This is a genomic window from Fodinibius salinus (genome assembly GCF_008124865.1).
In the GTDB taxonomy this organism is placed as follows: domain Bacteria; phylum Bacteroidota; class Rhodothermia; order Balneolales; family Balneolaceae; genus Fodinibius; species Fodinibius salinus.
This window is the reverse complement of the sequence record NZ_VNHY01000001.1, coordinates 616,580-630,966: the sequence shown is the minus strand read 5'-3', so window position 1 is coordinate 630,966 and position 14,387 is coordinate 616,580. Positions and strand designations below refer to the sequence as shown.

The window sequence follows — 14,387 nt, the reverse complement described above, 5'->3', positions numbered from 1 at the left end:
GTTGACAAGTTTATGCCTAATTTATTTGTGCTGAAGTTTATTCTAACCTATTTTAAGGGTAATTAAAATTGCATTTAAACTTTACTATCGAATTTTATTTCAATGAGTAAAACAATCAGAAGATACGATACGTTGGCTGCAGCTCGAAACTGGTCCCACAATAAAAATGGGGATACATTTGATGCGATGAATGTAACTGAAATATTTGGCGAAAATACCTTTCAGCAAGATGACCTTAAAGAACAGCTACCCAAAAGAATATGGAAAGACTTAGAAAAAACAATTGAGGAGGGAGAGGAGCTGAATCCGGATGTGGCAGATGCTGTTGCGGTGGCTATGAAGGATTGGGCGATGGATAAAGGTGCTACCCATTTTACGCATTGGTTCCAACCGCTGACCGGACTTACGGCCGAAAAGCATGACAGTTTTATCACTCCCAATCAGGGCGGTGGAGCTATTACAGAGTTTTCTGGTAAAGATTTAATTCAGGGTGAACCCGATGCCTCCAGCTTTCCTAACGGAGGATTGCGACAGACGTTTGAAGCACGTGGTTATACGGCTTGGGATCCTACATCTCCGGCTTTTATCATGGAGAATGAAAACGGATCATACCTCTGTATTCCAACAGCTTTTGCATCATGGACGGGCGAAGCGCTTGACCACAAAACTCCGATATTGCGCTCCAATGAAGCGTTAAATAAGCAAGTTAAACGGGCACTGGAAATTTTTGATGTAGAGACTAAACGTGCTACTTCTACGGTAGGATGTGAGCAAGAGTATTTTCTAATTGATCAGGAGTTTTATTATCGCCGGCCGGATCTGATGACCTCGGGACGTACGTTGGTTGGGGCTAAACCACCGCGAGGACAAGAACTGGATGATCACTACTTTGGTTCTATACCCGAGCGCGTATTGTCTTTTATGCTGGAGGCTGAACAAGAGCTGTATAAGTTGGGCATCCCTGTTAAAACGCGACATAACGAGGTTGCTCCGAGCCAGTATGAAATAGCACCGATCTTTGAAAACTGTAATATTGCGGCCGACCATCAGCAATTGATGATGATTACGCTAAAACGTGTTGCTCGTAATTATGGACTGGAATGCATGCTCCATGAAAAGCCGTTTGATGGGCTTAACGGTAGCGGTAAGCACCTCAACTGGTCAATTAGTACCAGTGAGGGAATGAACTTGCTGGAACCTGGTGATAACCCGCATGATAATATGCAGTTCCTCTTTTTCTTTACGGCTATTCTTAAAGCGGTTTATGAAAATCAGGACCTGTTGCGTATCAGTATTGCACATGCCGCTAATGACCATCGATTAGGTGGCAATGAAGCTCCACCGGCTATTATATCGACTTATATCGGTGATCAGCTTGAAGATGTTATTGAACAATTGCTTAATGGGGGAGCCAAAGAGTCAAAACAAGGCGGACTTATGGGGCTCGGATCTCCGGTGTTGCCATCGTTGCCGAAGCATGCGGGAGACCGAAATCGAACATCTCCCTTTGCTTTTACCGGCAATAAGTTTGAATTTCGTGCCGTAGGATCCAGTCAGTCAATTTCATTTCCCATCGTAGTGCTTAATACGATTGTGGCAGATGCTATTGACGAGCTTTGTACTGAACTTGAGGATAATGTTGACGACAGTGATTCTCTCGAAGAGGCTCTCGGAGCTGTTATTCGAGATTCTCTTTCCGAGTCGAAAGATATCATTTTTAATGGTGACGGTTATTCAGATGAATGGGAAGAGGAGGCTGAAGAACGTGGGCTACTTAACTTGCCTACCACTATTGATGCATTGCCAAAGCTTACGGATGATAAAAATATTGAGCTCTTCGAAAAGCACAATGTGCTTTCGGAAGCTGAGGTGTATTCTAGGCAGGAAATTTGGGCCGAACAATATCTTACAACGCTCAATATTGAAGCAGATACTACTGAGTCGATGGCGAAGACGATGATTTATCCCGCTGCTGTTCGTTATATGAATGAGCTTGCTGAAAATGTAGAGCGTATCGAAAAATTAGGTCTCGATGATGAGGGATCCAAAGCAATGCTCAAAAAGGTTAATACAACCTTGAATGAGCTGAACGAAGCTCTCGAAGAACTTCGAGAAGCGGTATTGGAGTCAAACGGTGATTCTATTATTGATAACGCAAAACATGTGAAGGAAAATGTAATTCCCGCTATGACGAAAATACGTGATGCGGTTGATTTTCTGGAGCGTCATGTAGCTGACGATTATTGGCCGTTACCTGTTTATCGAGAAATGCTGTTTGTAAAATAGCAGTTATTGTATTTTATCATCTAAATGCCATCACGATTAGTCGTGGTGGCATTTTTTATTTGGGCTATACCGTGGTAATTTAAGTTTTGGATGAGAAAGGGATAAACCTGGTACTTGCAATCGCTTGCAACGTTAACTTATGTTTATATGACGAGACACAGCAAGTAAATAAGTCAATTACTTGAGGTTTTCCCAAAGCCTAAGATCATTGCAAGTGTAGCCTTCTTCTGCATATGGGATAGCAACACTTAAGCCACTTGGCGTGCGAAGCCGGTTTTATAATTGAGATGGTTTTGCAAGATTTGGAATAATGTATGCGCAAAAGCCTTTTTGTTTTTATATATCCTGTGTGTCTTTTGTTTTTAACTATGAAGTTTTTAAAACTTGAACCGTTCTTTTTCGTACATAAAAACAGCTCTGACAATGGGCAGATACTCACTCTGTTAAAACATAATAATGAGTATCAACAGTTAGACCATTGTTCGAATTCATAGTTAGGAACCGTATATTCCGATGAATGAAAATAGAAACTAATACCCTTCATTTTTGAATTACCAAAACAAGCAATACAGCCCCAATACTGAACTTTCTATTTTTCCTCCTGCAGTAAAGCATTTACTTATCATTAATGTGCTGGTTTTTATAGCCATGTGGACGCCCAATATCGGCACTTATATCCAGCATTTTGGTATGCTTTATCCTATTGGTTCAGGAGAATTTCATGTTTGGCAGTTGGTAAGCTACATGTTTTTGCACGCCGGATTTGGACATATTTTCTTCAATTTGTTTGCTCTTTGGATGTTTGGCCAGTCCATAGAAAATATTTGGGGTACCAGACGTTTTACTATTTACTATTTACTGACCGGCATTGGAGCTGCCTTGTTACATATGTTTATCAGTGGAGGCCAAGCTCCCATGCTGGGTGCATCTGGAGCTGTCTATGGTATTTTATTGGCTTTTGGGATGATGTTTCCCAATCGGCGTATTATGCTGTTATTCCCACCTATACCCATGAAAGCCAAATATTTTGTTGCTATTTTTGGAGTAATCGAATTCGTAAGTGGCATAAGTCGTACGAATTCTAATGTAGCCCATTTTGCACACTTGGGTGGTATGTTGGTAGGATTTATCCTCATCAAATACTGGGGGTTAAAGAGCCAAGACTCGTACCAATAAAGACGGTAATAATCAGAAACTAATTATAGCTGGATAATTGTTAACTAAATATACCTAAGCAGTTTTTATTGTTTCATAATAGACGATAGAAGATTTTTATGTATGACGATTCTTTTGGAGCATCATTAAAACGAGGATACCGCGGTTTGCCCGTTGCTATCCGTACGCTTATTACTCTCAATGTCGGGATCTATGTCCTGCAGGTTATTGCGGGAATTTTTGGTCCCGATTATGCTAAAGCGGTTATCAATAATTTTGCGTTCTTTCCCGACTGGCAAATTGCGCTATTTCAGCCTTGGCGGGCTTTTACCTATATGTTTTTGCACGGCAGTGCCTTCCACCTGATTTTTAATATGCTTTGGCTTTGGTGGATGGGACGCTCTGTCGAAGAACGACTCGGGCCGCGCACTTTTACCGTCATATATTTTGCAGCCGGATTGGGCGGGGCGCTGCTCTATATTATTGCGGCTCCAATTTTAGGATTTAATCCCGTAATAGGAGCATCCGGTGCTGTTTATGGCATCATGGTTTCTTTTGCAATGCTTTATCCCAAGATGCCTATTATGTTGATTCTCTTGCCTCCCATCCAGGCGCGGTATGTGGTAGCAGGACTTATTGCCATTGATGCTTTGTTGTTGGGATCTGCAGACAGTACCGCCCGTATTGTACATTTGGCGGGTGCCGGGATTGGTTATTTAATGATCAAGTGGCACCGGCAGGGCACAGACTTAAGCAGCTGGATTTTGCCCGTTGAGCAGCTTTGGTACCGGCTAAAGGGCATGGTACAGGAACAATCTTCCAAACCAAGAAATAAGAATATGTATTCGGTCTCCGACGTTGAAATTATTGATGAAGACGAGCAGTCAGAACTGGATGAAATTCTTGAAAAGATATCCGAAAAGGGATACGACGGACTGACCGATGCCGAAAAACAAAAACTCTTTGAATTGAGCAAGAAAAATTAGCGTATATTATGGCTGACATTAAACGACGAGATTCAATACAAGTAATGGTTGGCGACGTGCCGGTAGGGGGCGGCGCACCGGTAGTGGTGCAATCAATGACTAATACTACTACTTCTAATGTGGAAGCAACTGTTGATCAGATTAAACATCTGCATCGAGCAGGCTCCGAAATTGTGCGCATTACCGTTAATAATGATGAAGCCGCCCAGGCGGTACCTCACATTAAAGAACAATTACTCGAAGATGATGTAAACGTACCCATTGTCGGAGATTTCCATTACAACGGCCACAAACTGCTTGTTGACTATCCCGAAGCAGCTAAAGCCCTTTCAAAGTTTCGCATTAATCCCGGTAATACCGGTACCAAAACGCGCGACGAAAACTTTTGTACTATTGTAGAGCAGGCCATTAAACACGATAAACCAGTACGCATTGGCGTTAACTGGGGATCTTTAGATCAAAAATTATTAGCTCAAAAGATGGATGCCAATAATGAGCTCGAGAATCCAAAGTCATCGAAACAGGTGATGCTCGATACGATGGTCGAAAGTGCGCGTCGGTCGGCCGAGCTAGCCGAAAATGTAGGACTGGCATCGAACAAAATTATCATTAGCTGTAAAATGTCGCATGTGCAGGATGTAGTACACGTTTATGAACGTATTGCCAAAATGTTGGATTACCCGCTACATGTAGGCCTCACCGAGGCTGGTATGGGGATGAAGGGGACAGTCGCTAGTACAGCAGCACTATCGGTGTTATTGCAACAGGGTATTGGCGATACCATTCGCGTATCACTAACGCCAAAGCCGGGCGGTGACCGTGCCGAAGAGGTACGTATTTGTCAACAAGTGTTACAGTCGCTGGGCATCAGAAATTTTGTGCCTCAAGTTACTGCTTGTCCGGGATGCGGACGAACGGAAAGTACCTACTTTCAAGAGCTTGCTGAAGAGATACAGGAGTACCTTCGTGAAATGATGCCCATTTGGCGCGATGTATATCCCGGTGTAGAGGAAATGAACGTTGCTGTTATGGGTTGTGTCGTAAACGGTCCCGGTGAGTCTCGAAATGCTGATATTGGTATTTCATTGCCTGGAACATTCGAAGAGCCCAAAGCACCAGTATATATGGATGGTGAGCATTACAAAACGTTGCGGGGTGATAACATTGGAGAAGAATTCCGGAATATTCTCGATGATTATGTTGTGAATAATTACGGCTCATCAAATGGCGAAGAAAAGCAGCAAACAGCTCATCAGTCTACTTGAGCGTGTCGCATTCAGACCCCACAGAACATGTTTTATTATTCTTGTCTGTTATTTGGTTGATGGGGGGTATATCTTGTAGCAGTGAGACCGAACCGGTAAACAGCCAATATCTAGACTCAAAGCAATATCAAAGGTTTAGTGCTGATTTAGAAGAGGAAAAGAATTTTCAAGTTGCAACCAATAGTTTGCGATCTTCATTACAGCTGATATCCCAATGCCCAAAAATCCGTGAGCTAAAACTTCCTGTTCTATTTAATACCAATAGTAATACCTTAAGTAATTCTTATAATCCTATTCAGTGCAAATGGTTAGAGGTATTATCTAAATCAGATTATACTATAGAAATTGTTGGTTTTACAAAGCACTCCGGTTTATTCATCCGTTGGATTATGGTGAGAGATCTATCGGCTTACAAAAATAAGCGGCTGTTGGCAGTGACATATAATGATGGAAGGCTACAAAATTTTCGCAGTGTGGGCGTTTTTGAGAATAACTTATCCCGTAAAATTACAACTTCTATATCTGTTAAATCTATCAATGGGAAGGTATTAATCAGCTCTCAAATTGACCAGGATCAAACTTATCCAATCCGTCAGCAGGACAGTCAATCCGCTCGTTACATAATTACAACGGGTGGTAACATTATTGAACAATAATATTAGGTTATATGATATCTATAAAGACAGAAAAAAAAGTATACAAATCCGGTGTTTCCCTAGCTCTTTTCTTTTTTTTGATTAGTGTTTCGGTCTCGGCACAGGATAATTTGAGCCAACAGATGAATCGGGCAGATTCACTATATAATGCCTATGAAGATGAGGAGGCATTACAGATTTATCAAAACGTCCTAGAAGGTGACCCTCAAAATTTTACTGCCTTGTGGCGGTCCAGCTTTTTATATGCACGTATTAGTAACCAGTTTAATGACAAAGACAAAAAAAGAAAGTATTTTGATAATGCTCTAGAATTTGCCAAACGTGCTCTTGAAGTTGACTCAACCCACACGCAATCAAACTTTGTGATGGCTGTAGCTTTGGGACGAAAGGCATTGACCGCGGGAGTAAAAGAGCGTATAGCTGTTTCTCGAAAAATTAAACACTATGCTGAACAGGCTATCAAATATGACAGTACTAATGCAGGAGCGTGGCATGCATTGGGACGTTGGCATTACAAGGCAGCTAATCTCAGCTGGCTCGAACGTACAGCAGCTAACACTCTTTTTGGCGGTATCCCTGGAGATCCCAGTAATAAAAAAGCTGCCCATTATATTCGAAAAGCTATTCAGCATGACGGCCAATTTATTTTGTATCATCGGCATTTAGCAGCTGTTTATAACAAGCTGGGCTGGGAGAAAGAAGCAATTGCTAGCTGTCAGCGTGCTCTGGAGCTACCCGTACAAAGAGCCGAGGATAAGTTTTTAAAGGATGAGTGTCATTCACTCATCAATAATTTGCAGTAGTCTACCTGCAGGAAGACCAATATTTTACTATATTTTTATTTTCAATAATCTGAAAACAAGACATCAATTCATTGGCTAAGCAAGAAAAAAATCCTGATAAAATTGGTGTACTAACATCCGGTGGGGATGCACCCGGTATGAATGCAGCGATCCGAGCAGTGGTACGTTCGTGTGTGTATTATGACATTACACCATATGGAATTTATCAGGGATACCAAGGTTTTATCGATGACAAGTTTGAAAAAATGGAGGCCGGATCGGTCAAGCATATTATTCATCAGGGAGGAACGGTATTGAAATCGGCCCGAAGTGCTGATTTTAGGACAGATCAAGGTATGGAGAAAGCCTGGAAGAATGTACAAAAACATGATCTCGATGCGTTAGTTGTTATTGGGGGCGATGGCACATTCTCAGGTGCATTGGAGTTTGGAGAACGGTATGACTTTTCTATTGTAGGAATTCCCGGTACAATCGACAATGATATTTTTGGTACTGATTTTACAGTTGGGTTTGATACGGCCGTTAATACCGTTGTTGAGGCTGTAGATAAAATAAGAGATACTGCTACTTCGCATAACCGACTGTTTTTTATTGAGGTAATGGGCCGTGATGCCGGATTTATAGCCGTGTATTCGGGTATCGGTGCCGGTGCTGAGGAGGTATTGATACCCGAGATAGATCGGGATGTGGATAAGCTTTTCCAATCATTGGAACGCACCTCACAGCGTAAAAAAAGCTCTCGGTTGGTGATCGTAGCCGAAGGGGAAAGTAAAAGTGTTTTTGAGTTGGAAGACGAGGTACAGCAACGTTTTGGTGATCGTTATGAAACAAAAGTTACTATATTAGGACATGTGCAACGGGGTGGTCGTCCTAATACTGCAGATCGCGTACTGGCCAGTAGGTTGGGCGTAAGATCGGTTGAAGCGTTAATGAATGGTCGTCGTAACGTGATGGTAGGCGTGCGGAACAGGTCGGTTACATTTACCGATTTTAAGAAAGCGACAGAGCGTAAGCCAGAGATGGATGACGCACTGCTCCGTATTGCTGATATTATTTCAATTTAACAACATCATATTATGAAGCTCGATCCTAAATACTTTAATACTTTTTTGGCGATCTGTTTTGTAATTGCTGCTGGATTAATTGTCTTTTTTACGCTTAGCAACCGCAGTAGTGAACACAAAGCATTTCAGGAGCGTATGTTTGAGCAGGATTCTTTGCGCATAGTCACCTGGAATAAGGTACAGACTGACGATAGCTTGCGGATATCCGATTTTAAAGGCAAATTTGTTGTTGTTGATTTTTGGGGAAATTGGTCGAAGGCATCACTCAGATCTCATCGCCAACTTGCCAAGGTTAAACAACAGTATTCTGATAGCATTGCGGTAATTGCTGCTGCGGTAGGGTTGCAAAAGGACGAAGCAATTAATTATATACAAGAAAATCAGTTTCCCTTTAACTTTGTAGCGGGATCAAAACAATTTTCTGAGTTTCAAATTCCCGGGTTACCTGCTCAGCTGGTGTATAACCCAAAAGGGCAGCTTGAAAGTATTTTTATGGGATATAGTGATAAAGGCCAATATGATAGTTTAAAAACAATAATCTCAGATGGAAGATAATAGCAATTTAATTTGCTTTGATGGTGATATTAAGCCTGCCGGCTCTCCACTGGCCGGGGCTCAGTCTCGGGGACTTATGTATGGTGATGGGGTTTTCGAAACTTTTAGAACATATGGAGATAAAGTACTTTTTCTTAAAAAACATTTAGAACGGTTGCGTGGTGGGCTTGACGAGCTGGATATCAAACATCCTGAGGCGGTACGAACAGGTCAAATTTCAGATTACATCCAAACACTTAAAGAACAGAATGACTTAGCTGGAAAGGATGCTGTAATACGCCTGCAGGTTTGGAGGGAAGGAGCACGCGGATACCATCCGGATGATATTGAAAAATCTCATTTTATGATATCTGCATCTTCTTGTCCTGCAGGCTTTAAGCCTATAGAATTAGCAACTGTTGAAACTAAAAGAATACCATCACAATCATTGCCTTCAAAGTATAAATTTACCAATGGAATAAACTATATTCTGGCTGCTCAGCAGGCATCCCGCAAGGGAGCTGATGATGCGCTTATGGAAACACTTTCGGGATATGTTTCGGAAACAACTATTGCTAATATTTTTTGGCGAAAGGGTTCAACGATATTTACCCCTTCAAAAGAATGCGAGCTACTGCCTGGTATAACGCGAGCTATTGTGATGGATATCATTCGGCGGCATGGAAAATGGAATCTTGAAGAAGATACCTATAACATTGACCATCTTGCTGATGCCGAGGCTGTTTGGGTATGTAACTCAGTACGCGAAATTGTCGCTGTGCAAAAAATTAATGATGAAACCTATAATATAGATGATCCGTTACTTGCAGAGCTAAAAGATCGTTTTCATGACTTGGTTAATAAAAATTTAAAACCTTTGTACTAATTGTGACGGACATTAGTCGGTTAACGCATTATTTTTCTAATCATGGTCCTGTCGTGTTACTGGAATCTCAGTTAAAAAGTCACTCTTGGGCTCAAAAATCATATTTAGCAGCACAGCCTAAAGCGGTTATTAAAGCACGAGACGACCAGATTAAGATTTCGACAGAAGGGCAAAGTAAGCAGTGGGAAGGCAATCCGTGGCAAGCATTACGGGATTTTCGAGAAAAGTATGATGACTGGATGTTCGGCTACTTTGGATATGACTTAAAAAATCATCTTGAGGATATTAGTTCTACCAATGCTGATGATGTACAGGCCCCGGATCTTTTTTTTATGGTTCCTGATTTATTGTTATCAGTAAATCATCAAACTAATCAGATTGAAGTATTACGCGGCTCAATAAGTGAGGAGGAGCTAAAAGACATAGATCCCAACTCTGCGGGCAATTGCCAAATTGGGGATTTAGAGCCTCAAGTCAGTAAAAGTGAATATATATCAAGAATAAAGGATGCGAAGTTCCATATTGCCAAAGGCAACTGTTATGAGGTCAATATTTCTCACCAGTTGCAGGGATGTTTTGGTGGATCATCGCTATCACTATATAGCAAAATGAAAGAAGCTGGAGCAGTACCTTTCGGGAGTTACCTACAAACCGACGATCTTAGCATTTGTTGCCAGTCTCCGGAACGATTTATACGAAAAGAAGATGATCATATTTTTTCTCAGCCTATCAAAGGGACATCACCTAGAGGTGTAACGAAGGAAGAAGATCAGATGCTTAGGGAGCAGCTTGTTACATCACAAAAGGAACAGGCTGAGAATGTGATGATTGTAGATTTGGTTCGGAATGATTTGAGCAAAATTGCTCGTCCGGGTTCAGTATCGGTAGCAAATCTTTTTGAGATCCAATCTTTTGAAACAGTGCACCAAATGGTATCAACTATTGAGGCGCAAACCGATTGTGAAGATGCTATTACCATTTTGGAGTCTTGTTTCCCCATGGGGTCGATGACTGGAGCTCCAAAATTAAGGTCTATGCAAATTATTGAAGAGCTTGAAAACTACCGGCGGGGTATATATTCCGGAGCCATTGGCTATATCAATCCCGCAGGAAACTTTGATTTTAATGTGGTTATTCGGACGGCTATTGTAAAAGGTGATAAGCTTTACTACTCAGTAGGTGGGGCTATTACCAGTGATTCGGATCCCCAAAAAGAATGGGACGAGACCATAGTGAAGGCCCGTGCACTTAGTGAAATAAAAAAGACTACCACTCCGTAATTTGTCCAAGCATATAAGGTAATTAGGAAAAGCTTTTATTTAGATATGAATGATTAACGATAGTTGTTGGTTTATTTACATGTTAATCACAAACAAAATATTACCATGTCGCAGCTTCATAAATCGGTATCTACACTTGGTGAGCTTAAAAAATCATCATGGCAACCTCAGTCGGTTAAGGAGGAAATCCGAAGCAATTTAATCGCCAAGATACAGTCCGGTGAACCATTGTTTCCGAATATTAAAGGGTATGACCATTCAGTGATACCACAGCTGCAACATGCACTGTTGGCCAAGCATGATTTTATACTGCTGGGACTGCGCGGGCAAGCTAAAACTAAGATACTCCGTCAGCTTGTTACTTTTTTGGATGAATATGTGCCAATAGTTGAAGGGTCTCAAATTAATGACGATCCGCTGCATCCGGTTTCCAAACAGGCACGTGAACTGGTCGATAAACAGGGAGATGAGACCCCCATCCGTTGGCTTCACCGAAGCGAACGGTACGGTGAAAAGCTGGCCACACCCGATACAGCTGTGGCAGATCTTATCGGTGATATTGATCCCATTAAAGCAGCCTCTGAGAAGTTGCACCTGGCTGATGAGAATGTAATCAATTTTGGCTTAGTACCGCGTACCAACCGGGGTATCTTTGGTATTAACGAGCTACCCGACCTGCAGCCGCGCATTCAGGTTGCGCTGCTCAATATTATGCAGGAGCGTGATATTCAGATTCGTGGATTCAATATCCGCATTCCTATGGACATTTTGATGGTATTTTCTGCCAATCCTGAAGATTATACCAACCGCGGAAATATTATTACCCCTTTAAAAGATCGGATTGATTCTCAAATATTAACGCACTATCCCAAGAAGATGGATATTGCGATGGAAATTACTGAGCAAGAGGCATGGATAAGCCGTGGTGAAGATATTGAGGTAGTCATCCCCCGCATTTATAAAGAATTGTTAGAGCAGATTGTTTTCGTGGCGCGGGATTCAGAATATATTGATCAGAAAAGCGGTGTTTCGACACGTATGACGATTACGGCGATGGAGCAGCTGATTTCTGCAGCTGAGCGAAGAGCTATTCTCAATGGTGAGTCGACAACTGTGGCACGTATAACGGATGTATTCCACATCGTTCCGGCACTGACCGGTAAGCTTGAACTTGTGTATGAAGGCGAACAGGAAGGGGTAACAAATGTAGCCAAGCATATTATTGGTAAGGCTATCAAAACTATTTTCGAAAACTATTTTCCAGACCCTGAAGAACAGAAAAAACAGGAGGGAGGGAGTTTGTATGAGCCTGTTTTAAATTGGTTTGCCAATGGAAATAGCCTTGAACTGGCTGACAGTCTTGACCAAAAACAGTATCAGAAAAAGCTACAGCAGATTCCTGAGTTGGAAACTATTGCTCAAAAATATTTGGAGATTCCCACAGCTCAAGACCCCGCAGTGATGGATTTTATCATTGAGGCACTGCATCAACATTCTATGCTTGGCAAAGAGGATTTGGACAACCAGCGTTCGTATTCCGATATGCTGGGAAGTGTACTTGGTTCGATGGATGACTTTGATAATTTAGAAGATTTTACGGAATGACAGTTATTGCAAATACATGGAAAAATAGTTATATTTTCGATCGAATTGTTGAAACCAAATAATCAATTTATCCCATGAAAGAAGGAATTCATCCGGACTATAATGAAATTACGGTTGTCATGAGTGATGGCACCGAGTTTAAAACGCGTAGTACTATTGATACCGAAGATGGTACATTTCACAGCGAAGTTGATTCTAAAAATCACCCATTCTATACGGGCAATATGAACTACCAGAAGAAGGCTGGTCGTATTGATCGCTTTAAAGAGCGTTACGGTCAAGATTAGGTACCATATTATTGAATTTTAGGATGCATTTCGTTTCAGGAGTGCATCCTTTTTTATTATTCAATAATAAAGGCTTTATAAATTTCTCCCCGATCATTACGAATGGAGTAAAGTAATCTTATGATTGAGTTTTATATGAGATTACTGTGTTATCATTTACAATGACTGCTGGTTATCCAATATTTTGTAAAGCTTTTCACTTGTAGTCTTTTTGTGCTCAGTGTTTCTGTAATTCAATGTCTCTCTTATGCAAATTCATTCATTTACTGTAGGTCCTTTTGCCGAGAATACCTATTTACTGATTCAGGGGGAGGAGGCTCTGATTGTTGACCCGGGATTTGCTCATCAACAGGAATACCAAGCGGTGAAAACAAAGATAAAAAGCAGTGGAGCAACTCTTTCTGCTATCGTGTTAACCCATGCTCATGTTGATCATGTGCTTGGAATCGACAAGGTGTTAAGTGACAACGAAATACCTGTTTTCCTTTCTGATGAAGATCACTGGCTGTGGAATAACTTTTCTTCTCAGGCTTCAATGTTTGGATTGCAGGCAGAGCCATTTGACTTTGAACCTCAAAAATTGCCTATAACATCCAAATGGGAGATAGGTAACTTTTGTTTTGATATACGATATACTCCGGGTCATGCGCCTGATCACGTATCACTATATGGCAGTGAAGATGAAATACTTATTGCTGGAGATACTATCTTTAAAGAGGGAATCGGACGTACTGATCTATACAAGGGTGATCTCAATATGTTAAAACAATCTATTCAGAATCAGCTGTACGTTCTTCCTGATGATACAACAGTTTATCCGGGACACGGACCAGCAACTACAATTGGGCATGAAAAGCAATCCAATCCCTTTGTACAATCATAGTGGTTTTGATCACCGTTGTGCTATTAAGATGAGTTACTCTTCTTGATTCTTCGCTTCTTTTTGTTTCTCTAGCTGTCTTATCTTTTTTTCGAACTGCTCCTCTTTATCTGTATTTGTCTTTTTAAGTTGTTTATACATCTTAATCGCTGTCTCGAACTTTCCCTGTTCAACATGAATTTCTGCAAGTGTTTCAGAGACAAGATTATCAATATTTTCTGATGAGCCAGAAGATTTACCATCTAAGGGTACTTTATCTGCATCACCATTGGGTGTAAGTCGTTCAGACTCAACGGCCGATAGTTTTTGGATAAGATTATCGAGATTTAAAACAGGTCCGTGTTGAGTAGGTGACTCTTTTTGTTTATTGGGAGATGCTGAAGATTCGGGTGTCCAGGCATCAAATGTTTGAGGATGGGAATAATAATAATGCAATTTTTTGAAAAAAGGACTGCCTGGAGCAAATATTTTAGCTTTAAGAGCTTCGTCAACGGCTTGATCCTTACGTCCCCGTTGATGATAGAACCATGCCAGTAAAAAATGTCCCACGGCATCGGGACCTCTTTTTTGTAGTTGTTTCTCCAGTCGCTTAGTCGCTTTTACCGGGTTATTTTCGAAATGTTCGGCATAAGAAGCGAGCGATTCAGGTATTTCAAAAGGTAGTTCAGCCATTATGTAACGCTATTTTTTAGAGCAACAA

The 14,387-nt window shown here is 41.2% G+C and carries 14 protein-coding genes; 13 read left to right on the top strand and 1 reads right to left on the bottom strand.

The features are described from left to right. Nucleotides 1–102: 102 nt before the first annotated feature. From LX73_RS02890 to LX73_RS02830, 13 genes are all read left to right on the top strand, one after another. A complete protein-coding gene (locus LX73_RS02890; protein WP_148897963.1) occupies nt 103–2,286 on the top strand; it encodes a glutamine synthetase III family protein in 2,184 nt (727 codons plus the stop codon). A gap of 546 nt (nt 2,287–2,832) precedes the next feature. Beyond that, a complete protein-coding gene (locus tag LX73_RS02885; RefSeq protein WP_246138150.1) occupies nt 2,833–3,462 on the top strand; it encodes a rhomboid family intramembrane serine protease in 630 nt (209 codons plus the stop codon). 98 nt (nt 3,463–3,560) lie between these two features. Continuing rightward, a complete protein-coding gene (locus tag LX73_RS02880; protein WP_148897962.1) occupies nt 3,561–4,427 on the top strand; it encodes a rhomboid family intramembrane serine protease in 867 nt (288 codons plus the stop codon). 8 nt (nt 4,428–4,435) lie between these two features. Next, complete coding sequence (gene ispG / locus LX73_RS02875; RefSeq protein ID WP_148897961.1) at nt 4,436–5,692, top strand: flavodoxin-dependent (E)-4-hydroxy-3-methylbut-2-enyl-diphosphate synthase; 1,257 nt, start codon at nt 4,436–4,438, stop codon at nt 5,690–5,692. Nucleotides 5,693–5,694: 2 nt separating this feature from the next. Then, nucleotides 5,695–6,348, top strand: coding sequence for a hypothetical protein (locus LX73_RS02870; protein WP_148897960.1), 654 nt, complete (start codon nt 5,695–5,697; stop codon nt 6,346–6,348). 11 nt (nt 6,349–6,359) lie between these two features. Continuing rightward, nucleotides 6,360–7,151, top strand: a complete 792-nt coding sequence (locus LX73_RS02865) for a tetratricopeptide repeat protein (protein WP_148897959.1) — start codon at nt 6,360–6,362, stop codon at nt 7,149–7,151. A gap of 71 nt (nt 7,152–7,222) precedes the next feature. Further along, nucleotides 7,223–8,215 carry a 6-phosphofructokinase gene (gene pfkA, locus LX73_RS02860; protein WP_246138149.1) on the top strand — a complete coding sequence of 331 codons (993 nt, stop codon included), beginning with the start codon at nt 7,223–7,225 and terminating at the stop codon, nt 8,213–8,215. Nucleotides 8,216–8,227: 12 nt separating this feature from the next. Further along, complete coding sequence (locus LX73_RS02855) at nt 8,228–8,770, top strand: TlpA family protein disulfide reductase (protein WP_148897958.1); 543 nt, start codon at nt 8,228–8,230, stop codon at nt 8,768–8,770. Next, complete coding sequence (locus LX73_RS02850; RefSeq protein WP_148897957.1) at nt 8,760–9,635, top strand: aminotransferase class IV; 876 nt, start codon at nt 8,760–8,762, stop codon at nt 9,633–9,635. The genes LX73_RS02855 and LX73_RS02850 overlap by 11 nt, the downstream gene beginning before the upstream one ends. 2 nt (nt 9,636–9,637) lie before the next feature. Beyond that, entirely contained in the window at nt 9,638–10,915 is a 1,278-nt protein-coding gene (gene pabB, locus LX73_RS02845) for an aminodeoxychorismate synthase component I (RefSeq protein WP_246138148.1), read from the top strand. Between the two features lie 105 nt (nt 10,916–11,020). After that, complete coding sequence (locus tag LX73_RS02840) at nt 11,021–12,520, top strand: MoxR family ATPase (protein WP_148897955.1); 1,500 nt, start codon at nt 11,021–11,023, stop codon at nt 12,518–12,520. 74 nt (nt 12,521–12,594) lie between these two features. After that, nucleotides 12,595–12,807: a 50S ribosomal protein L31 gene (gene rpmE, locus LX73_RS02835; RefSeq protein ID WP_148897954.1), complete on the top strand. Its 213-nt coding sequence runs from the start codon at nt 12,595–12,597 to the stop codon at nt 12,805–12,807. A gap of 247 nt (nt 12,808–13,054) precedes the next feature. Further along, nucleotides 13,055–13,690 carry an MBL fold metallo-hydrolase gene (locus LX73_RS02830; protein ID WP_148897953.1) on the top strand — a complete coding sequence of 212 codons (636 nt, stop codon included), beginning with the start codon at nt 13,055–13,057 and terminating at the stop codon, nt 13,688–13,690. 33 nt (nt 13,691–13,723) lie between these two features. Here LX73_RS02830 and LX73_RS02825 read toward each other — a convergent pair whose 3' ends face one another. Next, on the bottom strand, nt 13,724–14,359 hold the full coding sequence (locus LX73_RS02825) for a tetratricopeptide repeat protein (RefSeq protein ID WP_148897952.1): 636 nt from the start codon (nt 14,357–14,359) through the stop codon (nt 13,724–13,726). Nucleotides 14,360–14,387 lie beyond the last annotated feature (28 nt).